The organism is Rhodococcus sp. NPDC127593, assembly GCF_042671975.1.
Lineage (GTDB): Bacteria > Actinomycetota > Actinomycetes > Mycobacteriales > Mycobacteriaceae > Rhodococcus_F.
This window is the reverse complement of sequence record NZ_JBHXWI010000012.1, coordinates 170,631-195,938: the sequence shown is the minus strand read 5'-3', so window position 1 is coordinate 195,938 and position 25,308 is coordinate 170,631. Positions and strand designations below refer to the sequence as shown.

Annotated in this window: 24 protein-coding genes; 12 read left to right on the top strand and 12 right to left on the bottom strand. The window is 69.6% G+C overall.

Annotated features, from left to right (window positions below; translation table 11 throughout):
• Positions 1–31 precede the first annotated feature (31 nt).
• Complete coding sequence (locus ACFVJ3_RS14020; RefSeq protein ID WP_378452586.1) at positions 32–1,843, bottom strand: AMP-dependent synthetase/ligase; 1,812 nt, start codon at positions 1,841–1,843, stop codon at positions 32–34.
• A gap of 168 nt (positions 1,844–2,011) precedes the next feature.
• Between ACFVJ3_RS14020 and ACFVJ3_RS14015 the strand changes: the two genes are divergently transcribed.
• From ACFVJ3_RS14015 to ACFVJ3_RS13990, 6 genes are all read left to right on the top strand, one after another.
• A complete protein-coding gene (locus ACFVJ3_RS14015) occupies positions 2,012–2,386 on the top strand; it encodes a polyketide cyclase / dehydrase and lipid transport (RefSeq protein ID WP_378452585.1) in 375 nt (124 codons plus the stop codon).
• 152 nt (positions 2,387–2,538) lie between these two features.
• Positions 2,539–2,976 (top strand): SRPBCC family protein, encoded by a 438-nt coding sequence (locus ACFVJ3_RS14010; protein ID WP_378452584.1) that lies wholly within the window; start codon positions 2,539–2,541, stop codon positions 2,974–2,976.
• The gene (locus tag ACFVJ3_RS14005; RefSeq protein ID WP_378452601.1) at positions 2,973–4,214 is read left to right on the top strand and encodes an ArsA family ATPase; all 1,242 of its coding nucleotides are present in this window, start codon (positions 2,973–2,975) and stop codon (positions 4,212–4,214) included. The genes ACFVJ3_RS14010 and ACFVJ3_RS14005 overlap by 4 nt, the downstream gene beginning before the upstream one ends.
• The gene (locus tag ACFVJ3_RS14000) at positions 4,211–4,612 is read left to right on the top strand and encodes a hypothetical protein (protein WP_378452583.1); all 402 of its coding nucleotides are present in this window, start codon (positions 4,211–4,213) and stop codon (positions 4,610–4,612) included. The genes ACFVJ3_RS14005 and ACFVJ3_RS14000 overlap by 4 nt, the downstream gene beginning before the upstream one ends.
• A gap of 52 nt (positions 4,613–4,664) precedes the next feature.
• A complete protein-coding gene (locus ACFVJ3_RS13995) occupies positions 4,665–5,678 on the top strand; it encodes an ROK family protein (RefSeq protein WP_378452582.1) in 1,014 nt (337 codons plus the stop codon).
• A 130-nt stretch (positions 5,679–5,808) separates the two neighbouring features.
• Positions 5,809–6,567, top strand: a complete 759-nt coding sequence (locus ACFVJ3_RS13990) for a lysophospholipid acyltransferase family protein (protein WP_378452600.1) — start codon at positions 5,809–5,811, stop codon at positions 6,565–6,567.
• A gap of 13 nt (positions 6,568–6,580) precedes the next feature.
• On the opposite strand, the gene ACFVJ3_RS13985 is transcribed toward ACFVJ3_RS13990, so the two are convergent.
• Entirely contained in the window at positions 6,581–7,903 is a 1,323-nt protein-coding gene (locus tag ACFVJ3_RS13985) for a glycosyltransferase 87 family protein (RefSeq protein ID WP_378452581.1), read from the bottom strand.
• Between the two features lie 69 nt (positions 7,904–7,972).
• Here ACFVJ3_RS13985 and ACFVJ3_RS13980 point away from each other — a divergent pair, with 69 nt between their 5' ends.
• The gene (locus ACFVJ3_RS13980) at positions 7,973–8,464 is read left to right on the top strand and encodes a polyadenylate-specific 3'-exoribonuclease AS (protein ID WP_011594241.1); all 492 of its coding nucleotides are present in this window, start codon (positions 7,973–7,975) and stop codon (positions 8,462–8,464) included.
• Positions 8,465–8,506: 42 nt separating this feature from the next.
• Positions 8,507–9,892, top strand: a complete 1,386-nt coding sequence (locus ACFVJ3_RS13975) for a class II 3-deoxy-7-phosphoheptulonate synthase (RefSeq protein ID WP_005247669.1) — start codon at positions 8,507–8,509, stop codon at positions 9,890–9,892.
• A 47-nt stretch (positions 9,893–9,939) separates the two neighbouring features.
• Here the strand turns inward: ACFVJ3_RS13975 and pknB are convergent, their stop codons facing one another.
• Positions 9,940–11,958 (bottom strand): Stk1 family PASTA domain-containing Ser/Thr kinase, encoded by a 2,019-nt coding sequence (gene pknB, locus ACFVJ3_RS13970; protein WP_378452580.1) that lies wholly within the window; start codon positions 11,956–11,958, stop codon positions 9,940–9,942.
• Between the two features lie 110 nt (positions 11,959–12,068).
• On the opposite strand from pknB, the gene ACFVJ3_RS13965 reads away from it, so the two are divergent.
• The gene (locus ACFVJ3_RS13965) at positions 12,069–12,437 is read left to right on the top strand and encodes an Rv2175c family DNA-binding protein (protein ID WP_378452579.1); all 369 of its coding nucleotides are present in this window, start codon (positions 12,069–12,071) and stop codon (positions 12,435–12,437) included.
• Positions 12,438–12,444: 7 nt separating this feature from the next.
• Here the strand turns inward: ACFVJ3_RS13965 and ACFVJ3_RS13960 are convergent, their stop codons facing one another.
• From ACFVJ3_RS13960 to ACFVJ3_RS13945, 4 genes are all read right to left on the bottom strand, one after another.
• Complete coding sequence (locus ACFVJ3_RS13960) at positions 12,445–13,386, bottom strand: phytoene/squalene synthase family protein (protein ID WP_378452578.1); 942 nt, start codon at positions 13,384–13,386, stop codon at positions 12,445–12,447.
• Between the two features lie 7 nt (positions 13,387–13,393).
• The gene (locus ACFVJ3_RS13955) at positions 13,394–14,998 is read right to left on the bottom strand and encodes an alpha-(1->6)-mannopyranosyltransferase A (protein WP_378452577.1); all 1,605 of its coding nucleotides are present in this window, start codon (positions 14,996–14,998) and stop codon (positions 13,394–13,396) included.
• Positions 14,999–15,119: 121 nt separating this feature from the next.
• Complete coding sequence (gene crtI / locus ACFVJ3_RS13950; RefSeq protein WP_378452576.1) at positions 15,120–16,718, bottom strand: phytoene desaturase family protein; 1,599 nt, start codon at positions 16,716–16,718, stop codon at positions 15,120–15,122.
• A gap of 8 nt (positions 16,719–16,726) precedes the next feature.
• Positions 16,727–17,824 carry a polyprenyl synthetase family protein gene (locus tag ACFVJ3_RS13945; protein ID WP_378452599.1) on the bottom strand — a complete coding sequence of 366 codons (1,098 nt, stop codon included), beginning with the start codon at positions 17,822–17,824 and terminating at the stop codon, positions 16,727–16,729.
• A 147-nt stretch (positions 17,825–17,971) separates the two neighbouring features.
• Between ACFVJ3_RS13945 and metF the strand changes: the two genes are divergently transcribed.
• Positions 17,972–18,979, top strand: coding sequence for a methylenetetrahydrofolate reductase [NAD(P)H] (gene metF, locus ACFVJ3_RS13940; protein WP_378452575.1), 1,008 nt, complete (start codon positions 17,972–17,974; stop codon positions 18,977–18,979).
• On the opposite strand, the gene ACFVJ3_RS13935 is transcribed toward metF, so the two are convergent.
• The 5 genes from ACFVJ3_RS13935 to ACFVJ3_RS13915 are packed head-to-tail and all read right to left on the bottom strand — an operon-like array spanning position 18,972 to position 23,865.
• Positions 18,972–20,132, bottom strand: coding sequence for a glycosyltransferase (locus tag ACFVJ3_RS13935; RefSeq protein ID WP_378452574.1), 1,161 nt, complete (start codon positions 20,130–20,132; stop codon positions 18,972–18,974). The two genes, metF and ACFVJ3_RS13935, sit on opposite strands and share 8 nt — an antisense overlap.
• The gene (locus ACFVJ3_RS13930; protein ID WP_378452573.1) at positions 20,129–20,842 is read right to left on the bottom strand and encodes an LppM family (lipo)protein; all 714 of its coding nucleotides are present in this window, start codon (positions 20,840–20,842) and stop codon (positions 20,129–20,131) included. The genes ACFVJ3_RS13935 and ACFVJ3_RS13930 overlap by 4 nt, the downstream gene beginning before the upstream one ends.
• A 31-nt stretch (positions 20,843–20,873) precedes the next feature.
• The gene (locus ACFVJ3_RS13925) at positions 20,874–21,686 is read right to left on the bottom strand and encodes a carotenoid biosynthesis protein (protein WP_378452572.1); all 813 of its coding nucleotides are present in this window, start codon (positions 21,684–21,686) and stop codon (positions 20,874–20,876) included.
• Positions 21,683–23,257 carry a phytoene desaturase family protein gene (locus ACFVJ3_RS13920; RefSeq protein WP_378452571.1) on the bottom strand — a complete coding sequence of 525 codons (1,575 nt, stop codon included), beginning with the start codon at positions 23,255–23,257 and terminating at the stop codon, positions 21,683–21,685. Before ACFVJ3_RS13920 ends, ACFVJ3_RS13925 begins: the two co-directional genes overlap by 4 nt.
• Positions 23,254–23,865, bottom strand: coding sequence for a GNAT family N-acetyltransferase (locus ACFVJ3_RS13915; RefSeq protein WP_378452570.1), 612 nt, complete (start codon positions 23,863–23,865; stop codon positions 23,254–23,256). Before ACFVJ3_RS13915 ends, ACFVJ3_RS13920 begins: the two co-directional genes overlap by 4 nt.
• Positions 23,866–24,037: 172 nt before the next feature.
• Here ACFVJ3_RS13915 and ACFVJ3_RS13910 point away from each other — a divergent pair, with 172 nt between their 5' ends.
• Together ACFVJ3_RS13910 and ACFVJ3_RS13905 are read left to right on the top strand one after the other, a co-directional pair.
• Positions 24,038–24,502 (top strand): SAV_6107 family HEPN domain-containing protein, encoded by a 465-nt coding sequence (locus ACFVJ3_RS13910; protein WP_378452569.1) that lies wholly within the window; start codon positions 24,038–24,040, stop codon positions 24,500–24,502.
• 233 nt (positions 24,503–24,735) lie between these two features.
• Positions 24,736–25,164: a DUF3040 domain-containing protein gene (locus ACFVJ3_RS13905; RefSeq protein WP_012688068.1), complete on the top strand. Its 429-nt coding sequence runs from the start codon at positions 24,736–24,738 to the stop codon at positions 25,162–25,164.
• The last annotated feature ends 144 nt before the right edge of the window (positions 25,165–25,308 follow it).

Here is a 25,308-nt window from a genome sequence, read left to right as displayed (position 1 = left end):
GCGGTTAAGAAGTACTCACGGGCCGAAGGCATTACTTCGCGTAGATGGCGGCGATGTCGTCGGCGAAGCTGTCGTGCACCACGTTGCGCTTGAGCTTCATCGTCGGCGTGAGCTCGCCGGTCTCCTCCGTGAAGTCGACGGGCAGGACCCGGAACTTCTTGATGGCCTCCGCGTGCGACACGAGCTTGTTGGCCTCCGCGACGGCCTCGTCGATCTCGGCCGCGAGGTCGGCGTCGGTGAGCAGATCCGCGACCGTCGTCCCTGCGGGCTTGCCGTTGCGCTCGTTCCACGCGGGCAGTGCGTCGGCGTCGATGGTGATGAGCGCGCCGATGAACGGCTGCTGGTCTCCGACGACGATGGCCTGGCTGATCAGCGGGTGCGCACGCAGGTGATCCTCGAGCTGGGCGGGGGAGACGTTCTTGCCGCCCGCTGTGACGATGATCTCCTTCTTGCGGCCGGTGATGGTGATGTAGCCGTCCGCGTCGACCGATCCGAGGTCGCCGGTGTGGAACCAGCCGTTCTCGATCGCGTCGGCGGTCGCGGTCTCGTTGAGCCAGTAGCCGCTGAAGACGACCGGCCCCGACAGCAGGATCTCGCCGTCGTCGGCGATGCGAACGGAATTGCCCGCCAACGGCTTGCCGACCGAGCCGACCTTCTGCTCGCCGATCGTGTTGACCGCGAACGCCGCGGACGTCTCGGTGAGGCCGTAGCCCTCGTAGATGGTGATGCCGATGCCGCGGAAGAAGTGGCCGAGGCGGGCACCGAGCGGGGCGCCACCCGAGATCGCCAGTTGGCACTTACCGCCGAGCGCCGACCGCAGCTTCGAGAACACCAACTTGTCGAACAGCGCGTGCTTGGCCTTGAGGACGAGACCCGGCCCGCCCTTGTCCTGAGCCTCGCTCCAGGCGATGGCCGTCTCGGCGGCGGCGTCGAAGATCTTGCCCTTGCCCTCTCCGTGGGCCTTGGCACGGGCGCTGTTGTACACCTTCTCGAACACCCGCGGAACGGACAGGATGAAGTCGGGGCGGAATTCGCCGAACGTGGGGACGAGGTTCGGGATGTCGCTGGTGTGTCCGAGAGCGGCGCCGGCGTCGAACGACGCGATGCTGACGGCGCGCGCCAGGACGTGCGCCATCGGCAGGAACATGAGGGTGCTGACGCCGGGCGTCTTCAGCAGGGTGCCGAGGCTGGAATCGAGGATGCCCTTGGACTCGGCGATGAGGTTGGAATGGGTGAGCTGGCAGCCCTTGGGCCTGCCGGTGGTGCCGGAGGTGTAGATGAGGGTGGCCGGGTCGCTCGACTTCAGCGCGGCAACGCGGGCCCGGACTTCGGAGTCGGGAACGTCGGTGCCCAGTTCGGTCAGTTCCTCGACGACGCCACGGCGGCCGTCCGACGCCTCGATCTGGTAGACGCCGCGGAGCGCGGTCGCGTCGGCGACGACGGCCTTCACGGTGGCCGCGTGCGTCGCGTTCTCGACGACGAGATCGATCGCGGCGGAGTCTTCGAGAATCCACCGGACCTGCTCGGCGGAGGACGTCTCGTAGATCGGGACGGTGACGCCGCCTGCCGCCCAGATCGCGAAGTCGACGAGGGGCCACTCGTACCGGGTGGCCGACATCAGTGCCACCCGGTCGCCCTGCTGGACGCCGAGGGCGATGAGACCTTTGGCGACCGCGGTGACCTGAGCCGCGAACTCGGCGGCCGTGACGTCGGTCCAGCGTCCGCCGATCTTGCGCTTGTACACGACCAGCGTCGGGTCGGCCGCGGCGTGGGCGAACACCGAGTCGACCGCGGACGCGTCCTCCGCGATCGTGAACGACTGTGGCGCGCTGAACTCGGGCACGAAAACCTCCGACACTGAAGATACTGACGAGTAGGATTGTCGTCCCAACTTTAGACCTTCCCGTGCCCGGTCCGCGTCCAGGCCGAAGAAGGGTGGTCAGAGCCCTGTCCGCGAGGTGCCGCGGAACCCCGCGGCCACCGCCGACAGTGGTATGTGAAGCTAGTCGCCGTGAGCAGCATTCAGGTCGCAGACCAGACGTTCATCGCGGCCCCACCGCAGCAGGTCGCGGCGGCGATCGCCCCGCCGGCCCGCTGGCGCCGGTGGTGGCCGGATCTCACCCTCACCGTCCGCGAGGACCGGGCCGAGAAGGGTATCCGGTGGACGGTGGCCGGGCCCCTCACCGGAACGATGGAAGTGTGGCTCGAGCCGGTGCTGGACGGAGCGATCGTCCACTACTTCCTCCACGCCGAACCGGCCCGCAGCGAGGGCACCCCCGATCTGGCCGCACTGAACCGACGCAGGCGCGTCGAGGGAAAGGTGATGTCCTTCGAGGTGAAGAAGGAACTCGAGGCAGGTCGAGCTGCGGGAGAACCGCCCTCCTGAGGCAGATCCGGCCGCCGCGGCGGGGTCGGCATTGTGTCAGGGCGCCGAGATCGTGTGTGATAGTCGGGCACAACACAGACATACGAAACCGGTAACGGCGTGGCCCCGCGATCGACGAGCGGGTCGGCCAGGCGAAAGGAAGCGTTCACTCCATGCCCGAGAGGACCAAGAGGTCGATCAGTATCGAGGCGCCGCCCGCCCGGGTAATGGATGTGATAGCCGACTTCGACGCGTACCCCGCGTGGGTGGCCGCCGCGAAGTCCGTCGAAGTCATGGAGCCCGGAAAGAACGGCCGGGCCGACCGGGTGCGTTTCGTGCTCGACGCGGGCATGGTCAAGGACACGTACGTACTCCGCTACGACTGGGCGCCCGACGGCAAATCGGTCAGCTGGGAACTCGAGTCCGGTGAGATCCAGAAGTCGCAGTTCGGTTCATACGTGCTCGAGGACGAGCCGGGCGGCGGCACGACCGTCACGTACGAGCTCACCGTCGACCTCACCATTCCGATGATCGGCCTGTTCAAGCGCAAGGCGGAGAAGGCGATCACCGACACCGCGCTCAAGGAACTCAAGAAGCGGGTGGAAGGCTGAGCAGCGAGGGCAGTGCCGGACCTGCGCGGGTCCAGTTCTTCGTAGGGAAGGGGGGCGTCGGGAAGACGACGCTCGCGGCCGCGACGGCGAAGGCGGCCGCAGAGGCGGGCAGCCGGACTCTTCTCGTCTCGCTCGACCAGGCGCACTCGCTCGCCGACGTGATCGGGATCGCTGCCGCCCGGGATCTCGTGTCCGTGACCGACACCCTCGACGTCCTCGAGCTCGACACCCTGACGTTGCTCGAGCACAGGTTCCGGAGTCTGGCAGCGGTTCTCGCGGCCGCTGGGACGCACGACCACGGCGCCCAGTTGTCCGCGCTCGAACCGGAGGAGCTGACCGGGCTTCCCGGCGTGCAGGACGTGCTCGGGCTCAGGGAGATCGTCCGGTTCGCCACCGAGGGCGACTACGACGCCGTCGTGGTCGACTGCCCGCCCACCGCGGACTGTCTTCGGACGCTCGCCGCGCCTGCGATGGCTCTCGAGTACATCGAGCGGGTGTGGCCGCAGCACCGCCGCATCGTCGCGCTCCTGGGTTCCGATCCCCGCCTCGTCATGCTCGTGTCGCTGATCGAACAGGTCGTGGCCGCGGTCGGCGAGGTCCGGGAGATGCTCGCGAACCGGGCGAAAACCACTGTGCGACTGGTGACGACACCGGAGCGGGTGGTACTGACGGAAACCCGGCGCACCGTTGCGGTCGCCGCACTGTCCGGCCTGCGCGTCGACGCGATCCTCGTGAACAACCTTCTGCCGCACTTCGATTCGCCGGCAGGACACGACGATCCCGGTGTGGCATGGTTGATCCGGCGGCGAGCCCTGCAGCAGCGGGTGCTCGCCGAGCTGACCGCCTCCGCGGGCACGACGGTGATCCTCTCGGTGACCCGGTCGGTGACGGAGCCGGTAGGGTGGGCCGATCTCGGCGGAATCGCCCGGGAGTTGTATGCCGACGACACGGACGCGGTTGCGGTGTTGGGGAAGAGCCCACCTGCGGTGCGGGTGGGGCTGGAATCGGGGGCCGGTGTGGATTCTGTGTACACGATGCGGATGTATCTGCCGCTCGTGAACCCGTCGACCCTCACGTTGGGTCGAGTGGAGGACGACTTGGTCGTGGGAGCTGAAGGGGTGCGCCGCAGGGTCCGCCTCGCCTCGGTCCTGCGCCGGTGCGTCGTCGCGGGCGCAGAACTCGACGGAAGTGATCTGGTCGTGCGCTTCACGCCCGACCCGCAGGTGTGGCCGGTATGAACGACGACCACGCGCAGCTGGTGGCGGAGCTGCGGGCGCTCGCCGAGACCGCCCTGGATCGTCTGGAGCCGATTCTCCAGCGCGCGGCCGCGCCGCACGCCCAGGCGGACGCCGAGGGAGCGCCGGCCGGAACCGGGCAGTGGTCGGGATGCACGTGGTGCCCGGTGTGCGCACTCGCGGCTCTGATCCGCGGCGAGCAGCACGATCTCGTGACCCTGCTCGCCGGCCAGGCGTCCGTGTTGATCGCGGTACTGCGACAGGTCCTCGACGAGCACGCCGTTCACGACACCTCGGGCCCCGGCGGCCCCGACGGTCCGGAACCCGGCCCCGGCGGTGGAACGCCCGAACCGGACGGCGGCTCGGCGTTCGAGCCGATCACGGTCACCATCAAGCATTGAGCGTGCTCAGCTCGGGCCGGATCGCCGGACTCGTGCACGTCGGAGATCCGGCATGGGCACAATCATCTCCATGAGCACAGGCACGGGCAGCGAACGTGGCGGCAGCGCGGCGCTGACCATCGGCATCGACGTGGGTGGAACGAGCATCCGCGCGTCGGTGGTCGACTCGGCAGGCGAGGTGCTCGACTCGCTCCAGTCGCCGACCCCGGCGTCGGCGAAGGCACTCGAGAACGGCCTGGACCGCGCGGTCCGGGAGCTGTCCGCGCGGCACGACGTCGCCGCGGTGGGGCTGGCGGTCGCCGGGTTCATCACCCCCGACCGCACGACGGTGCGGTTCGCGCCGCATCTTCCGTGGGTGGGTTCACCCGTCGGCCGGGACCTCGGGCAGCGTCTCGGTCTGCCGGTGATCCTCGAGCACGACGTGAACGCGGCGGCCTGGGCCGAGCACCGGTTCGGTGCGGCAGCAGGCGGCCGGAATGTGGTGATGCTCGCGATCGGCACGGGCATCGGCGCGGCGCTCCTCGCGGACGGTCGGCTGTACCGCGGCAGCCACGGCGTCGCACCCGAACTCGGCCACATCCAGGTGGTCCCCGACGGACGCCCGTGCGCGTGCGGCAAACACGGCTGCTGGGAGCGGTACTGCAGCGGGACGGCCCTCGTCGACACCGCGATCGAACTTCTGGCCGCGGATCCGGCGGCGTCGACCGTCCTCGCGCGGGAGGTTGCGGTCGATCCCGGTGTGCTGACGGGCCGGCGGATCGCGGGCGCGGCACAGGACGGCGATCCGCTGGCGCTGGAGACCATGCGGGAGTTCGCCCGTTGGCTCGGCGTCGGCCTGGCGCTCATCGGGGACGTGTACGACCCGGATCTCGTCGTGATCGCCGGTGGGGTCGCGAGTTCCTCACCGCTGTTCATCGACGAGGCCCGTGAGCATTACGCGGCGCTGACGACGGGGGCCGGGCACCGGCCGCTGGCCCGCATCCGTCCGACCCAGCTTGGCGAGGCGGCGGGCATGATCGGAGCGGCGGAACTCGCTCGGGCCGTCCTGCCCGATCGGGTAGGTTGACGTCCGGTCCATTGCTGTAAACCCGCAGAGTGTGATCCTGTGCGGGCCTCCCGGGCGTGTGTAGCGACCCTCACCCACCCGAAGTAGAGTCGACCCGAACGAAGCTTGGGTTGTGAACGGGAGGGACGCCATGTGGTACTGGCTCTTCAAGTACGTGTTTTTGGGGCCGGTTCTCTGGGGGCTGGGTAGGCCGACCGTGGAGGGTACGGAGAACATTCCGGCGGAGGGTGGAGCCATCTTGGCGAGTAACCATCAGGCCGTGCTGGATTCGTTCTTCCTGCCGTTGCGTGTGCCGCGGAGGATCACTTTTCTCGCCAAGAGCGAGTACTTCACCGGGACGGGACTCAAGGGCGCTTTCCAGCGCTGGTTCTTCTCGGTGGTCGGCCAGGTGCCGATCGACCGGACGGGCGCCGACGCCGCGCAGGACGCATTGAACGCCGGGTTGCGAGTCCTCTCGCAGGGCAAGCTGCTCGGCATCTACCCGGAGGGCACCCGATCGCCCGACGGCCGCCTCTACAAGGGCAAGACGGGCCTGGCACGCATGGCTCTCGAGTCCGGTGTGAAGGTCATCCCGGTCGCGATGATCGGAACGGAGAAGGTCAACCCGATCGGCTCCCGGGTGTGGCGTCCCTCGAAGGTCACCATCCGCGTCGGTGAGCCCATCGACTTCTCGCGTTTCGAGGGGATGGGCGGCAACCGTTTCGTGGAGCGGGCCGTCACCGACGAGGTCATGTACAAGCTGATGAAGCTGTCGGGCCAGGAATACGTCGACATCTACGCTGCGACGCTGAAGAAGAAGGCGCCCGCCGCCGACGCACCGGTCGCCGACGTGTCGCCGGCGAGCGACGCCACCACCGTCACGCGACTGCCTGACACGCGGGCGAGCTGACCGCCGCGACCTCTCAGCCGACGGGGACGGTGAGATCGTCGGACGCCTCCGACCGATCGTCCTCGTCGGACTGTGAGGGACGGGTGCGGAACGCGACAATCGCGACCAGCACCACGGCGAGTCCCCACCACACATAGGAGGACGCCAGGAACTGATCCCACAGATTCCAGTGGGTTCCGCTCCAGCGTCCCACCCCGAGTTTCCAGTGCGCGGCGAGCTTCACGACGACGACGCCGACCACGGCCGTGACCGCCAGGGCGACGCTCCGGCGACGGTAGGCGAGGACCCCGAGCACGAGGATCACCGGCACCGACCACACCCAGTGGTGCGACCAGGATACGGGGGAGACGAGCAGTCCGAGGACGGCGTTGAGCCCCAGAGCGAGCGCGGTCTCGCCGGACCGGAGCGCCCGCACCATCGCGAGAATCACGAGTGCGAGAACCACGACGCTGAGCAGCAGCCAGATCGGGGTTCGCACCGAGTCGCTCAGTCCGAGCCGGGCCAGCACACCGGTGATGCTCTGGTTCGCCGGATACGCCGGGGTGCCGATCCGATCGGAATCGAAGAGCGTGTGCGTCCAGTAGGTGACGGAGTCGTTCCACGTCGCGATCGCGCCCACGGCGCTGAACGCGAGGAAACTGACCGCGGTCACGACGGCGGAGCGAAAGTCCTTGCGCACCAGGAAGTACAGGATGAACACGGCCGGCGTCAGCTTCACCGCCGCCGCGAGGCCGATCAGCACGCCGCGGGGCCACGGCGTCTTCTTCGGCAGGCAATCCGCCGCGACCAGCAGCATCAGCAGGATGTTGATCTGCCCGTAGTCCAGGGTCGACGAGACGGGTTCGAGGGCCATCGACACCGCGAGCGCGCCGAGGGCCGTCCATACCAGCGTGGTGCGGGGTGCGATGCCCAGCGAGTCGAGCGTGACGACGAGGACGCCGAACAGCGCGATCAGCGACAACACCGTCACGACGGTCCCGGCTGTCGCCAGCGACACCGTCGACAGCGGACTGAAGACGACGGCGGCGAGCGGCGGGTACGTGAACGGCAGGAAGTTGCCCATCTGGGTGGCCGGCATCGACCCGTACAGGGTCGGGCCGTGCAGGAACATCGAACCGCCCAGGCGGTAGACGTCGAGATCCAGCCGGTAGTAGCTGCCGAAGTCCCGTAGACCGGGCAGTCCGAGCAGGTTGTACGCGAATCCGACCGCGAGCCCGGCGAGGACGAGGACTCGGACGACGAGACCTCCGACGCGGAGATGCAGAGGCACCCGCGGGGAGTCGAGCGGGTCCGCGACAGGGGCGGCGGACTGTCGACCGTCGGAGGTTGCGCTCACCGAGGCCTCCTTCACGAGGTATGGGGGTGGATCCGGATGACGCCAACGGGTGAGGCATAGTTTGCGGGCGTGCGTTACTTCTACGACTGCGAGTTCATCGAGGATGGTCGCACGATCGACCTGGTGTCGATCGGGGTGGTCGCGGAGGACGGACGTGAATTCTACGCGGTGTCCACCGAGTTCGATCCCGACCGTGCGGGCAAGTGGGTGCGCAGGAACGTACTGCCGAAGTTGCCGCAGCCGTCGTCGCCCCTCTGGAAGAGCCGCGCCCGCATTCGCGACGACCTCTACGCGTTCCTGATTCCCCGGCCCGGCATCGTCCCCGAACTGTGGGCGTGGGTGGCCGCCTACGACCACGTCGCCCTCTGCCAGTTGTGGGGGGACATGACGGAGCTGCCGCAGTCGCTGCCCCGGTACACGCGGGAACTCCGCCAGTACTGGGAAGAGCACGGCAGCCCGGCGCTCCCACCTGCACCGGGTGACGCGCACGACGCCCTCGCCGACGCCCGGCACAACCTGGCGAAGTTCGAGGCAGTTCAGGCGGCGCGCTCACTCCGGTGACCTGACTCGCCATCGCTCCGGTCGAGCGAATATCCTGTATGGGTGAACTGGACTGTCGACGTGCCGATCGACCGCTTGCCCGAACTCCCGCCGCTGCCCACCGAGATGCGTGAGCGCCTCGATGCAGCGTTGGCCAAGCCCGCTGCCCAGCAGCCGCAATGGCCCGAGGGGCAGGCCGCCGCGATGCGGACCGTCCTCGAGAGCGTGCCACCGATCACGGTGGCCAGCGAGGTCGTGGCCCTGCAGGAGAAGCTGGCCCAGGTCGCGCGCGGCGAAGCGTTCCTCCTCCAGGGGGGTGACTGCGCCGAGACGTTCGCGGACAACACCGAGCCGCACATCAAGGGCAACATCCGCACCCTGCTGCAGATGGCCGTCGTCCTGACCTACGGAGCGAGCCTGCCCGTCGTCAAGGTCGCCCGCATCGCCGGTCAGTACGCCAAGCCGCGGTCGTCGAACGTCGACGCCCTGGGCCTGCAGTCGTACCGCGGCGACATGATCAACTCCCTCGTCGCGGACGAGGCCGTGCGCGCCCACGACCCGTCGCGGCTCGTGCGGGCGTACGCGAACGCCAGCGCCGCGATGAACCTGGTTCGCGCGCTCACCGGCGCGGGTATGGCCGACCTGCACAAGGTGCACGACTGGAACCGCGAGTTCGTGGCGTCGTCGCCGGCCGGGGCCCGCTACGAGGCGCTCGCCGCGGAGATCGACCGTGGGCTGCAGTTCATGAACGCCTGCGGTGTCACCGATCCCAGCCTGCACCACGCGCAGATCTTCGCCAGCCACGAGGCGCTCGTCCTCGATTACGAGCGCGCGATGCTGCGCCTCGACAACGACGACGACCACGCCAAGCTGTACGACCTGTCCGCTCACTTCCTGTGGATCGGCGACCGCACTCGTCAGCTCGACGGGGCGCACATCGCATTCGCCGAACTCGTGTCGAACCCGATCGGCCTGAAGATCGGACCCAGCACCACACCGGAGATGGCGGTCGAATACGTCGAGCGCCTCGACCCCACCAACAAGCCGGGTCGCCTCACCCTGATCTCGCGCATGGGTAACAACAAGGTCCGCGACCTGCTGCCGCCCATCATCGAAAAGGTCCAGGCCACCGGTCATCAGGTGATCTGGCAGTGCGACCCGATGCACGGCAATACGCACGAGGCGTCCACCGGGTACAAGACCCGCCACTTCGACCGCATCGTCGACGAGGTCCAGGGATTCTTCGAGGTCCACAACGGTCTCGGCACCTACCCGGGCGGCATCCATGTCGAACTCACCGGTGAGAACGTCACAGAATGTCTCGGCGGCGCGCAGGACATCTCGGACCTCGATCTGTCCGGTCGCTACGAGACGGCGTGCGACCCCCGTCTGAACACCCAGCAGTCGCTGGAACTGGCGTTCCTCGTCGCGGAGATGCTGCGCGGCTGACCGCCGCGCGTAAATTCAGGGGAACTCACTGCCCTGCACCTGCGGGGTCAGGGCAGTGAGACCAGGGTGACCGTACTGCCTGGCTTCACGAGATCGCCGCTGCCCGGGTTCTGGCTGATGACCAGCGACCTGTCCGTGTCGGTCACCGAACGCACCTTCACGTCGAGTCCGAGGCGGCTCAGTTCGTCGCGTGCGGATCCGACCGTCCGCCCCAGCATCGACGGCAACCGCACCGCATTCGACACACTCAACGTCACGCTGGTGCCCGCAGTGACGCGGGTACCTGCCTTCGGGCTGGTGGCGATCGCGTCTCCGGCCGCGACGTTCCGGTCGAAGTCCGTGGTGGTGTCCTGCACGACGATGCCCACCGCCTCGAGTGAGGTGCGTGCCTCGGCCTCCGACATGCCCTTCACGTCGGGAACGTCTACCGGCGGTGCACCTTTGCTGACGATCAGTTTGACCGTGGAACCGGTCGCGAGCTCCGTACCCGGTGCCGGGTCGAGCGCGGCGACCGCACCGATCGGGACCTTCGCGCTGAACGCCTGACCACCGTCGACCGGTGTGAACGTGCGGTTCCGCAGTTCCTGCTCGATTCCGGCGCGCTCACCGCCCGCGGGCAGGGGCGGGACGGTCGGCCTCCCCAGGGAGACGAGGAGAGCCACCGTGCCGTCGCGGGAGATTCGTGACCCGCCGGTGGGATCGGTACCCAGCACCGTGTCGAGCGCCGCCGTGTCGGAATACTGCCCCCGGATCTCCGTCGACAGACCGGCCGCTTCGATCGCCGTCACCGCCGCACCGCGATCGAGACCGTCGGTGGTCGGGACAGCGGTGAATCGGCCCGAACCCATCCACCAGCCACCGAAACCCACCGCAAGGGCGAGCATCAGGATCACGAGCAGCCACACGATCGTGGTCCGGCGCGAGCGCTGCCGTTGGGCGGCGAAGTCGGGGTAGCGGTAGCCGTCATCGGGTTCGTCCTCCACCGCGAACGACGGTTCGTCGATCGGCGGGCGCGGAGTCTGGGTGGTGACGACCCGCGTGTGCTGGACACCCGGCTGCGCCGGCAGTGGGCTGGGCGGTGACAGCGGCGCGGCGGGGCGAAGGTGCACCGTGGGCGGTGCGACGGGGCCCGGCGGCGCACTCAGTGGGGGTGCGCTCGCGGCGGCCGCGGCGCTCAGGTGCTGCGCCGAGCGTCGCGGGGCGGGCACTCGGTAGGCGGGCAGGTCGAGCGCCGCCGCGATGCCACGCAGGGCCGAGCCCATCTGCTCGGCGTTGGCGAAGCGGTGTGATGGTTCCCGGTGGGTGGCCTCCGCGACGAGTTCGTCGAACTCGGGCGGGACACCCGCGATGAACGAACCCGGCCTCGGGACGTCCTGGTTGATCCGCTGATACGCGACGGACAACGACGTGTCCCCGGTGAACGGGGTCCGTCCGGTGAGGAGTTCGAAAAGCAGGACACCGGTGGAGTAGACGTCGCTGCGGGTATCGGCGATCCCGGACGTCACCTGCTCCGGCGACAGGTACGCCGCCGTACCCAGAATCACACTGTTCGACGTGGTGGTCGACGCCGCGGCGGCCCGCACCAGGCCGAAATCGGCGATCTTCACCTCACCGCCGTCGGAGATCAGGATGTTCTCGGGTTTGACGTCGCGGTGCACGAGACCGGCCCGGTGGGCGACGGCGAGCGCGTCGAGAACCGGGCCGACGACCGCGGCCACCGCGTGCGGCGGCATCGGCCCGCGTTCCCGCAGCAGTTCACGGAGCGTTCCGCCGTCGACGAGTTCCATCACCAGGAACGCGTGCTCGCGGTCGTGCCCCTGGTCGTAGACCGCGACCAGCGACGGATGCTTGAGTCGCGCGACCGAGCGGGCCTCGAACTCGAACCGGGTGACGAACGCCGGGTCGGCCGCGAACTGCGGATCCATCACCTTGATGGCCACCGGACGGTCGAGACGCGTATCGAGCCCCCTGTAGACGGTGGACATGCCGCCACGCGCGATCGTGGCATCCACCCGATAGCGCCGGTCGAGCAGCTCGCCGATCAAACGTTGACCTCCATCGTGCACAGTGTCCGTTCCCCCGTCAGTGCGCGCAGCCCGGCCACGCGCCCCTCAATCGTAGCCAGCGACACCGACCGGTAGCGCCACGGCGGAAGCGACCGGATAACGTTAGGGGAGTGAGTGCCATCCCTTACTGTGACGATGTCCTGGACCCTTCCGTCTCGCTCCTCCAGTTGGTGGACGTCGCGAAGAACCTCGGTGTGGGCGTCACCCGCGTGCAGCAGCTTCTGCGTGATCAGCAGTTGATCGCCGTGCGACGCGACGGCGTCCTCGGTGTTCCCGAACTCTTCTTCGACGAGACCGGTGAGACCGTCAAGTGGCTGCCCGGTCTCATCGCGGTGCTGCACGACGGCGGATTCGACGACGAGGAAATCCTGCAGTGGCTGTTCCGTGAGGACGACAGCCTCCCCGGCACGCCCGTACAGGCCCTGCACGGGGACCTCGCCCGCGAAGTGATCCGCCGCGCTCAGGCGATGGGATTCTGACCGCCGGTCACCACACTCGGCCGCGGGCAGGCACCGCGAGCCGGGCGAACTGAGGCAGCGCCGTCGCCCACCGGTTTCTCCGGGACACGGTGGCGCGCCGGTCGAGCACCCGGTAACCACCTCGCTCGATCTCGTCGAGAATGCGTGAATACAGCACGAACGCGGTCCGGATACCCGGTTGCACCCGTCGGTCCAGCATCGCGATGCCCGGTTCCGCGTCCCGGTACACAGACCGGGTGATCGAGATCAGATGGGCGAGAGCCCGCACGATCCGCTGGTCCGTCGTGCCGCTTCGACGGCTGTGCACGAGAAGTTCGGTGTCGACACCGAACGCGGCCAATTCGTCGGCCGGGAGGTAGACCCGGCCCCGGTCCAGGTCCTCGCCGACGTCGCGAAGGAAATTGGTCAGCTGGAACGCCTCACCGAGAGCCGCGGCGTGCGGTTCGGCATCGGCGACGGGCCCGGTGGTTCCGAGGACGGGCAGCATCTGCAACCCGATCACGACGGCCGAGCCGTACATGTACGTCCGGAGTTCGGGCAGGGTGCCGTACTCGGCCCGATGCTCCGCCGTCCCCGGAACATCCATCCGCATGGACCGCAGGAACGCGAAGAAGTAGTCGTGGGGGATGTCGAAGGACGCCACGGTGTCGAGGAAGGCGGGAAGGACCCGCTGCATCTCCCGTTCGCACGCATCCGGCCCGACCGCGTCGCGGTTCGTGAAGCCGAGTCGCAGTACCGCGTCGATCCGATCGAGTTCGGCGGCGCAGTCGCGGGCCGTCCGACCGGGATCGACGTCCACGATGTCGTCGACCGTGCGGGCGAACCCGTAGAGGGAATGCACGGCGGCCCGGCGGCGCTCGGGAAGCAGCCGGGTCGCGAGATGGTAGGTACGTCCGTGCTCCGCCGTCACCGCGCCGCAGTACCGGTAACTGTCGGCCAGCTCGGTCATCGACCGGTCATTCGACGCCGGGCGACGTCGCAACACCTGCGAGGTCGGAGGTGCGCTCTTCCTCGGCAGGCCGGGGTGTGCGCAGCCGCAGCGGGTCGACCGTGCGGAGCGATACGGCCGCGACGACCGCGGCGAACGTCGCGAGCACGACGTGCGGGAACGTGTAGAGGCCGATCGACCCGTCGGGCTGGAAGACCAGCATCAACCAGGTGGACAACCCGACGAGGATCATCAGGGTCCGCGTCGACAATGCGAAGCCGGCTGCGATGGCGATCGGCCACGAGTAGTACCAGGGCAGTGCCGCGGGCGACAGAATCACGATCGCGACCAGGACGATGAGGATTCCGAGAATCGCGTCACGCTCGGTCTTCCGGTAGCGCCACCAGGCCGCCAGCACGATCGCGACCAGGGCCACCGCGCAGATCGGGCGGGTGATGGCCAGCACCTCACCCAGCCGCAGCTCCGCGAACCACGACGTTCCGACGGTCACGATGTGGGCGAGAATCGTCGGCAGCGACAACCAGTTGATGATCTTGTTCGATCCGGACAGCGCGGTCATCCAGCCGAGCCCGACACCGGCGACGGCGGAAGCGGCCGCGAAAATGGCCACGAATACGGCGAATCCCGCGCCCGCGGTCTTCGCGAACGACTGGAGCGGCGACGCGGGTGTGCGCCCTTCCGTCTCGGCCTTCTCCTTCTCGTGGAGCATCCAGATCCACACCAGGAAGGGCAGCGCGGCGCCTGCGGTCGCCTTGATCGCGACCGCGACCGCGACGAGGGCGATCCCGGCGAGATGGCGACGTTCGAGGACGAGCGCGATGCCGGCGATCATCAGGCCGACCATCAGCAGTTCGTTGTGGACACCGCCGATGAGGTGGACGAGGACCAGCGGATTGAGCACGGCGAGCCACAGGGCGATCGCCGGATTGCCGCCGAGGTGCCGCGCGAGGTGCGGAACGCCCCACACCATGAGCGCGAGGCCGGGCAGCATCGTCACGCGCAGGAGCATCGTCCCGGCGATCACGTTGTCGCCGGTCAGCGCCGTGATCCCCTGACTGAGGAGCAGGAACAGCGGACCGTACGGCGCGGTCGTGGTGGTCCACACGTTGCTGACGTTGTCGAGAAGCACGCCCGGGTTGACCACCGGCCCGACGGCGTAGGGGTCGAACCCGTCACGCAGGAGCGCACCCTGCGCCAGATAGGAGTAGGCGTCCCGGCTGAACATCGGCACGGCCAGCAGCAGCGGCGCCGTCCACACCGGCACGACCATCCGCAACTGCCGGAGGGTGACGTCGCCGCCGAGCGTCGCGCGGCCCAACCGCACCCAGGCCGTGATCATCGCGACGACACCCACCCAGACGATGATCGTCGACAGGATCTGACCGTGACCGAACCGGAGCCACGACAGGTGTATCGCCTCGAGGAGCGGGTCCTCGCGGCGGACGCTGCCCGCACCGAAACCACCGAACGTGATCATCACGGCGCCCGCGAAACCGAGGATGGCGGCGTGCCCCTCCGGGCTGCGGAGGAAGTCGGCCGTGGTCTGGGGCCACGACCGCTGCGGCGTGGTCGTCGCAGCGGCGACGGTCGCCTGCGGGGCAGAGGACGTCATGAGTGCAGATTCCTCCCCCGAGGTGAGTTCGGTTGCGGTCGGTGCGCTCGTCGTCGTGCGCATTGCATGGTCGAGGACCCAGTTTAATTGCTGCCGGCACCAGTTCTCGCCACGCCTCGCCCTATCCTCCCGCACTTCGTGCTTCCGGGGGAATTTCCGCACTTCGTGCCTCTACGGGCCCGGTGATGCGGGCGGCCGCGAGTTTCCCCGACAGCAGGACGGTCGGAACTCCGACGCCCGGGACGGTGCCGGAACCGGCGAGCACGACGTTGTCCAGGCCCCTGACCAGGTTCGGGCGACGGAACGGTCCGGTCTGCCGGAACACGTGCGCCGCCGCGAACGGACTGCCCGCCGCCATGCCCTTGCCGAGCCAGGTGAGGGGGGTGTCGACGTGGTCGATCGTGAAATGTTCCGCGATGCCGCTGTAGCCCCGCGTCTCGAGCTCGCGCAGCAGTTCATTCGCGTACGGGCCGGTCAGCGAGGACCACTCCAGCGGTGCGCTGTGCAGGTTCGGGCACGGGGCCAGGACCGACAGCGGTTCCGAGGGAGTGCCCGCGCGGTCCACGACGAGGCCTGGATCCGACACGGCGGGCCGGGTGATCAGCAGCGACGGGTCCGTCATCAGCCGTCCGTGCCCCGCGCGCGCGGTGATCTCCGCGAACGTCCGCTTCCACGCGTGACCGAAATCGATGGTGTGGTGCCGTTGGGCGGCCCACTGCGACGCGACCGCGGTGGGGACGGTCCCGTGCAGGACCACGGCGGACGGCGACACCCGCACCCGGCGGGGGGGCCGGCGTGTCACCGGGCGGAGCAGAGCGTCGGCGACGGCGGTGTCCGGGGTGAGCACCAGCGCGTCGCAGTCGATGCGGTCACCTGCCGCCGTGACGACGGTGCCGACGCGGTCGCCGCTTCGCTCGAGTGCCGCGACCTCGGTATCGAACCGGATCTCGCCACCTGCGGTGGTGAGGGCGTCGGCGAGGGCGAGCGCGATCGAGCGCATCCCGCCGCGGGGGAAGTAGACGCCGAGCGAGGTGTCCATGTGGGCGATCGCGCCGTACACCGCGAGGGCGTCGGCGGGAGCGACCCCGGCGTACAGTGCCTGGAACGTGAAGATCCGGCGGAGTCTCGGATCGGTGATCGTGCGGTCGACCCGGGCGCCGAGCCGGCCGAACCCGCCCAGGGCGGTGAGCGTCAGCAGATCCCGCGCGGCCGCGGGGGACGAGACGAGATCCAGCGGCGAGTCGAAGTTCGCATCCATGAACCGGTGGTACTCGGCGTCGAAGATCCGGCGGAGCCAGCGCCGCAGCCGCAGATACCTGGCCGACTCCTCCGGCCCGCACACCCGGCTGACCTCGGCGACCATCGCCTCGGGGTCCGAGTGCACGTCCAGCGAGGAACCATCCGCGAACCGCGCGTGATACGCCGGTGCCAGCCGTTCGAGGACGAGCGGCGGCCGGGTGGACGCGAAATCCGCGCCGACGGCGGCGAGGGCCTCGCCGACCAGTTCGGGCATCGTGAGGACGGTTGCCCCGTTGTCGATGTCGTAGCCGGGACCACGGTAGGTGCCCACCCGGCCGCCCGGTGACGACTCCCGTTCGAGGACGGTGACGCGCCGGCCCGATCCGGCGAGGTGCAGAGCGGCCGAGAGACCGGCGAGACCGGCACCGACGACCACGACGTGATCGGTGCGGCCGGGAACCGTCCGGAGCGCGCGGGCCATCGTGGACCTCAGTAGTCGCGGCGCGTCGCGGCGACGGCCATCTCGGTGAGCTGCTGCTTCGCTTCGGTGGTGGCGGTGCTCGCTGCGAGCGTCGACAGCGCGTTCCCGACGAGTTCCTCGATCTGTTTCTCCACGTCCGCGACCGCGCCGAGCGACGTGATCGTGGTCCGGAGGGTGTCCACATCCGAATCGGACAGATCGGTGCCGATGCCCTCGCGGAGGAGTTCGGCCGCCGCGGGGTCGTCGGTGTCGGCGCGCTGCAGCGACATCGCGAACAGGACGGTGCGCTTGCCCGCCCGCAGGTCGTCGCCCGAGGGCTTGCCCGTCACGGCCGGATCGCCGAACACGCCGAGCAGGTCGTCGCGGAGCTGGAAGGCGATACCGATGTCGGTGCCGAATCGGCGATAGGCCGAGACCAGGGTGTCGTCGGCGCCGGCGAGCGCCGCACCGAGGTGCAGCGGCCGCTCGATGGTGTACGCCGCGGTCTTGTACCGATTCACCCTCATGGCGGCGTCGATCGATTCGTCCGCCCGGGCCTCGTTGCTGATGTCGAGGAACTGCCCGCCGAGCACCTCGGTGCGCATCGCGGACCAGACGGGGGAGATGCGGGCCGACGCTTCCGGGGTGATGCCCGATTCGCGGATCATGTCGTCGGCCCAGGCCAGCGCGAGATCGCCGAGGAGGATCGCGACGCCCTCGCCGAAGTGAGCGGAATCACCGCTCCACGCGCCGACGCGATGCTGTTCCGCGAACTCGACGTGGACGGTGGGGAACCCGCGACGTGTCGTGGACGCGTCGATGATGTCGTCGTGAACCAGCGCGCAGGCCTGAACCAGTTCCAGCGCGGAGCAGGCGCGGAGCACGGGTCCGGCCTCGGGGTCGCGGGCGTCGCCCCCCGCCCCGAGCCAGCCGGTCCACGCGAAGGCCGGCCGGACCCGCTTGCCTCCGCGCAGCACGAAGTCTTCGAGGGTGGTCACGGCCTCGCGGTAACCACCGCCCACGGAGTCGACGAGGTCCTGCCGGCTGGTGAAGAAGTCGCGAAGCGCATTTTCGACCTCGGCCGCGAGGGCGGCGGGGCGCGTTCCAACGGACAGTGTTGCCTCCAGGATCGAATTCTCGCGTGCGCGCCGAGACCGGCGACAGGCGTCGACACCACCATAGTGGGCGCCCTCCCGGGTGGCCGGATACCCGGATCCCGCCGCCCGTGCAGACGCAGTGGGTGCATTGCCCCGGGCACTACCTATGCTGGACGGGTGACATTCGATTCCGTCAGGGGGCGGGCCAGCGAAGGTTGGGTAACCCGCACCCCGTCCATCGTCGACCGGATCCGGTCGACCAACGACGGCCGGGTCCCCTTTTCCGTCGAATTCTCGCCGCCGCGCGACGAGGCCGCCGAGGCTCGGCTGTGGCGTGCCGTCCGGGAGTTCGAGCGGCTGGGTCCGGCCTTCGTGTCCATGACCTACGGCGCGGGCGGGTCGACGCGCGACCGCACGGTCCGCGTCACGGGCCAGCTCGCCGAAGAGACCACACTCCTGCCGGTCGCGCACCTCACGGCCGTGTCGCACAGCGTCGACGAACTGCGGTCGATGGTCGGCGCCTACGCCGACCGCGGAATCAGCAACATCCTGGTCCTGCGCGGCGACCCGCCCGGTGACCCGCTGGGCGAATGGGAGAAGCATCCGGACGGCGTCGAGTACGCCGAGGAACTCGTGCGGCTCGTCCGCGATCTCGGCGACTTCCACGTCGGCGTCGCGTCGTTCCCGGAAGGCCATTACCGCGCGCCCGATCTCGCGCACGACACCCGGTACCTGGTGTCGAAGCTGCGGGCCGGCGCCGAGTACTCGATCACCCAGATGTTCTTCGACGTCGACGACTACCTGCGTCTGCGCGACCGGGTGTCGGCGTACGACCCCGAGCAGGGCGCCAAGCCGATCATTCCCGAGATCATGCCGATCACGTCGCTGCGGTCGGTCCGCCGCGTGCTCGAACTGTCGGGATCGAGTCTCCCGGCCAACCTCGAGAAGCGGCTGGCCACTGCCGCCGGGAACGGGGCCGAGGAGAATCGCGCCGCCGTGCGCGAGATCGGCATCGACGTCGCCACCGAGATGAGCGAACGTCTCATCGCGGAGGGCGCACCCGGCCTGCACTTCATCACCCTCAACTTCGCGCGCGCCACGAGCGAGGTGCTGGCCCGGCTCGGCGACAAGGTCGGTTCGGGTGTGGCGGATCCCGCCCCGGTCACCCCGGCGCGGGTCAGCTGAGCGTCCGCCCCTTCCACCGGGTACGCCCGCGGCGACGATTGCGGTGTGACGACACCGTCAGTGCCGTCACCGCGACGACGGACAGCGGGTGCGCGACCGCGCCGGCCACGTCGGCGGCTGTGAGGCGGCCACCACGTTCGAGTGCCCGGGCGCCCAGCCGGGACGCCGTGGCCGCGAGATACCCCACCGCACCCCATTGGCGTACGCGTCCCCGTCCGGCCGCGAACGCGACCGGCGGCGCGATGTACGCCACACTCGCCGCACCGAGGACCGCCGCGGCGTCGAGGCGGGCGCCGAATGCCGTCCACAGCCAGCGGTCGTAACCGCGGCGCAGCGCACCGGCGTCCTCGTACATCCGGCACGACGCAGACCGGCCGGCCACGACCAGTGTGGTCGCATGGCCCCGCGTGCGGAGCAGGCGGGCGATGTCGAGGTCCTCGGTCAGGCTGTCCGCGACGGCCCGGTGACCCCCGACCCCGCGGTACGCGGCGGAGTCGAAGACCATGAACTGCCCGCAGGCCACGGCCGTCGACGGGCGCCGCGACCGGTTGGCCACGCGGACGGGCAGCGTCGCCGCCCACGACCACGCGAGCATCGGCTGCACCAGGACCTCGGTCACCGACCCCGCCTGCTGGAACGGCCACGGGCAGACCAGCGCTGCTTCGGACTCGCGCAGCGCGGCGCAGGCGGCGTTCACGGCGTCCGGACGCAACCGCACATCGGCGTCGAGGAACACGAGTATCCCGCCGGCACCGCGGCCCTGCGCGAAGGCGTGCTCACTCACCCGATGGCAGGCCGCGGGTTTGCCCACCCAGCCCGGCGGCGGTTCCGCGGTTCCCCGCACCACGGAGAAGCGGGGGTCCGCGCCGCTCGCGGCTTCCGCGACCCCGGCCGTCCCGTCCGTGGAGGCGTCGTCGTAGACGAACACCCGCAGATCGTCGACGCCCCACTGTTCTCGCAGGTCGCGGATCAGGTCGGGCAACCGGTCACGCTCGTCCCGGGCCGGAATGCAGACCGTGACGGGTTCGGTGACCGGGCGGGCCGCCGTGGGGAGCCGCGGGGCGCGGCACAGGTTGGCGAGGGCAGTGGCGAGACCGAGAACCGAGATCAGGGAGCCGATCCGGACGACCCGCTCGATCGGCGGAGAGGTCATACCTCCGAGTGGTCCCGTGCGCGACCGCTGCCGGTCACCGGATCCCTGTTGCGGGCCATCCAGGCCAGCGCACCGACGATCACGGCGACGCCAAGCGCCACGCCGGCCATGATGCCTGCCCAGCCCGCGAAGCTACGGGTGCTCGGGTCCGAGTAGCGCACCTCGGCGCGGATCGTCGAGGTGTCGCCGGCGGGAAGTTTCCACGACACGATGGAGTCACCCTCGCGGGTGCCGTTGGTGGTGGCGACGCGCGCCGGGAAGGCGATCGTGAACTGCACGTCGGTGCCCTGGGCGGGTACCGAATCGAGATCGGCCTTCCCGTCGAGGGTCACGAGGTCGCCGGTCCGCTGGAGCGAGATCTGGAAACTTCCGTTGGCCTGCTCCGACATGGTGCCGAGTTGTTGCACGTCGCCGAACGTGAGGTCGCTGAAGAACGCCTGGCTGCCGACGTACCCGTCCTTCTTGTACTCCTGGACGCGCACTTTGCCCGACAGCGAGTCGGGCGGAGTGAGTTGCGGGCCCTTGTCCTGGTCGTTCGCCGGTACGGCGGCGGCCACGATCTGGCCGGAGACCCGGTCGTCGGCGGACACACCCATCGACACCTGAACCCGCAGGCATCCCGCGAGGAGGGGCACGAGGAGGAGGCCGAGGGCCGCGAGGGACAAGACCCTCCGGGAGCGGGTCGAGGTCGGAACTGAGGGCGGCTGCACAGTCGTATCGTGCCAGGGGAGTGGATCGGTGTCAGGCGTGAGGGTGCGTGTCGTGGGTCCCGGGTCGCCGGGCGCGCGGCCGAAGCAGCGACACGAGCAGCGGAACGCCCAGGATTCCCATCGCCAAGCACCCGTAGATTGCCGAATACCGCAACTCGGGGGCGCCGAGGAACACCGAGTGGGCCAGCGCCGAACCGAGCCACGTCCACAGGAACAACCCGATCGGGACACCGTCACGGTGCCGGGTCCCGGCGTCCAGGCGACGGTCGATCCGGTCCACGGCGACGGCCATCACGGCCGCGACGACGAACCACCCGGCGTAGTTGGTCAGCGGAATGTGCTCGATACCGGGCAGGCCGGCGTCGGTGACACACCAGCGCCATTGCCCGTCCGCGACCATCTGCGGGTCGAGGTACAGGTCCCAGCCGACGACACCGATCGTCGTCAGCGCGATGCGCGTCAACCGTCGACGCGGGCCGCGCGCGAGCACGGACGCCACGCACCACACCGGATAGAACCCGGCCGTCCAGGCGAACGGCACCACCAGAGGCACCCCGGCGAGTGCCGGCCCGAGTCGGTCGACGCTGTAGTCGTAGCAGCCGTACGGGACGCCGGTGGCCGTCCCGACGACCTCGGAGCACAGACCGAGCCCCGCGGTCACCAGCACCAGTCCCACCGTCCAGCGGGCACCCCGGGTCACGGCGGCGTGGGTGACGGACGCCGCGGCGAGCAGCGCAACGACGAGCACGGTGACGACGTCGCGGGTCCCGCCGTGCACGAGCGGGTAGACGATCTGCGCCGCGATCGCCGCGCCCGCGAGGAACAGGGGCAGGCGAGAGGTCATCGCCGGAGCCGCAGGCGTCCCAGGCCCCGCCGGTCGTCGTGGAGCGCGATGCGTGCGGCGCTCCGGCCGCTTGCGCCGGACACCCCGCCGCCCGGGTGGGTCGAGGCCCCGGTGAGGTATAGACGGTCGGCCCCCGGCACCCGGTGCCCGGACAGTTCGGGGAGGGGACGCCACATCATCATCTGGTCCAGTGACATCTCCACGTGCATGACGTTGCCGCCGAGCAACCCCATCTCGTCTTCGAGGTCCTGCGGTGACTGCACGTGCCGGTCGAGGACGGACTCGCCGAAACCGGGTGCCAGCGCGTCGATCTCCGCGACGATCCGATCGGCCTCCGGCCCGGCGAGGTCGCTCCACCGCCGGCCGCCGGTCAGCCGGTACGGCTGCCACTGCGACCACAGGGTCACCTGGTGCCTGCCCTCGGGTGCGATGGTGGGGTCGAGGCCGCTGAAGCTCATTCCCAGCACCGCGGGCCGCGGCGGGAGTTCCCCGGCGAGCGCCGCGCCGTGCGCGAGCCGCAGGTGTGCGCGGTCCGAGACCAGCAGCTGGAGCCCGTGGGTGACCGAGGCGTCGGGCGCACTCGGATAGTCGGGGAGGGCGTCGGTGGCCAGCCGCACTACCATCCCGATCCCCGGGCCGACGCGGATCCGGCGACGCCACCGGTCGAGGGTCTGCGCGTCGTAACCACCCCGCTCGAGCAGGCCGAGGGTGGTCAGCACGTGACAGCCCGCGATCACCGCCCGTGAGCGGATCTCCCGGCCGGACGACGTCCGCGTCGTCCAGGAGTCGCCGTCGCGGCTCAGCGAGACCACCGAGTCGCCGAGCGAGACGGTCCCGGAGTCGGCCCGCAGCCTCGCGGCGAGAGCTGCGGTCAGGGCGCCGCTGCCGCCGACGGCGCGGCCGGGCGGAATGGTGTGCATCAGGGCCGCGAATCCGACCATCGGCGCCGTCCCCGGCTCCGACATCGGCGGACCGGACTGGGCGCCGAACCACGCGAGCGCGGCCTTGAGGCGCTCGTCGTCGAAGTACTCGTCGAGCAGCGCGTCCCCGGAACGGAGGAACTGCCGGGAGAGGTCGCTGCCGCCGCCGCCCGTGTCGAGCCCCCAGAACGACGAGAGCAGCGCGGGCCCGGTCGGCGGTTTCGAGAACGCGCGCATGACGCGTGCGCTGCGCGGACCCCACACCGCCACGAACCGGCGGTACGCGTCGGCGTCCGCGGCGCCGCAGGACTCCTCGATGGACCGGCACGTCGCGTCCAGACTGCGGCGGAACACGATTCCCGGCCGATCCGTCCCGGCAGGGGCGGGGGCGAACGCCCACGGATCGCAGTCGAGGTACCGCAGGCCGTGCGCGCCGAGGTCGAGTTCCTCGACGATCCCCGTGTGGCGGATCATGATGTGCGCGGACGACCCGCGGTCGACCTTGTACCCGGGGAAGCGTTCCACCGTGGACACCGCGCCGCCGAGCACGGTGTCGCGTTCGATCACCTCGACCGACCACCCGGACCGCGCGAGGTAACACGCCGACACCAGGGCGTTGTGTCCCGACCCCACCACCACGGCGTCGATCACAGGGGAAGCCCGCGTCCCAGCACCGCGAAGGGCCGGTTGTCGCCGGCGAATCGGAAGTGGCGCAGGACATCTCTGAAGCCGAGGCGGCGATACAGCCGCCAGGCGCGGTTGTCCTCGTCCGCCACTTCCGGGGTGGAGAGCAGCACCCCGCGTTCGGGCCTGCGCTCGAGGAGTCGGACGAGCAGGGTCTCGCCGAGCCGATGTCCCTGGGCGTCCGGGTGGACGTGGAGTTCGGTGAGTTCGAAGTAGTTGCCGAGGATCACGTCGATCTGGTCCCGGCTCCATCCCGTGTGGCGCAGACCGGAACGGACCTGCTGGTGCCACCACTGTTCTGGCGCCCCGCGGTAGCCGTAGGCGACGGCGACGAGGCGGGCGGCCGCGTTGTCGGCGGATCCGTCACCGGCCGGGACGAGCGCGCCGACGCCACGCCACCCCGATCGCTGCAGGTGCTCGTTCCACATCGGCGCCCGGTGGTATTCGGTGCCGTGGGGATAGCCCATGGCGGCGACGTAGATCGACAGCGCCTCGTGCAGGCGGTCGCGGAACTCGGCGGCCGAGAGTTCGACCACGAGCGGAGTCTGGTCAGCGTTCGTGTCGACCGGTCTCACCTTTCTCTTGACGACGTGTCGGTGGGTCCAGCTATATTGAATAGGTCGAACAGATGTTCGATAGCGGGGATCCGGCGATGCTCGAGGGAAGCGAGCATCGCCGGCCCCCGAACTCACGACCTGACTACGCCCGGCGGGGTGGTTGCACCGGGGTTTGGAGGTGTTCGAAGTGATGACGAACCCGGTCACGGGACCGGCCTCTGGGAACTCGCGCCGACCGGGTGACGTACGCAACCCGGGCTCCAGGCGGGGTTCGGTACTGCTCGATCGCGCCGACGCGCTCCTCGCTCAATCGGTGGGGGCCGGCGGGCCGGCGGACCGATTCCACAGTGCGTATCTGGCCGCGCTCCGCGGCGCGGGGGCGGTGTTGGCCGCCGTCGAGGGGCCTGCGGCGGGGAGCAGACGGACACGAACGCGTAACGCCTGGGTTCTCATGGCCGACGCGGCGCCTGAATTCGTGAACTGGGCCGACTACTTCGCCGGGCACTCGGCCACCCGCGCCGCGATCGAGGCGGGAATGTCGCGAACCCTCACCGATCTCGAGGCCGACGAGTTCTTCGTCGAGGTCGGGCGCTTTCTCCAGGCCGTCGAAGATCACATCGGACGTGGCGCAGGTCTCGATCTGCGGGCGTCGTAGCCGGCGGCGGACCCGGAAACGGCGGGAAAACAGTGAGGCGTGCGCGACATTGCGGTGCCCCGAACGGGGTTCGGTGCGGGAGTCCGTAAGGTTGGTGAGGAACTCGTACGTGGAGTAGGTGGTACGGGGATCGAACTGCTCGTATTATTAAATCTAGGTAGCCGCCAAAGTCGGTTACCCACCGTCTCGCACCGTGAGGCGGTGGCCAACACTCCAGTGCCGGGGGAGGTACCGTGCCACTCTCCGAGCACGAGCAGCGCATGCTCGACCAGATCGAGAGCGCTCTCTACGCCGAGGATCCCAAGTTCGCCTCCACTGTGCGAGGCGGTCGCATGCGTGCGGCATCGAGTCGTCGTCGATTGCAGGCGGTGGCCCTGTTCGTTCTGGGGCTGGTCCTGCTCATCGCCGGCGTCGCCCTTCCGATCAAGCCGGGCGGTTTTCCCGTCATCAGCCTGATCGGCTTCATCGTCATGTTCGGTGCCGGAGTCCTCCTCCTGTGGGGTGGAGGAAAGAGCAAGTCCGGACAGTCCTCACGTGGTGGCTCGACCACACAAGGTGAGACCGGCCGTGCCGAACGCGGTAAGCCCCGAAGCGGGCGAAAGAGTGGCGGATTCTCGTCGCGAATGGAAGACCGCTTCAAGAAGAGATTCGAGCAGGAGTAGTACGACCCGCTCAGCAGCACAGTGGCGGGGGGGGGGGGGGGGGGGCGCCCCCCCCGGGGGGGGGGGGGCCCCGGCCCGGGGGCCCCGCCGCCGGGGGGGGCGGGGGGGCGGGGGGGGCTCCGGTGGGGGGCCGGGCGCATGGGG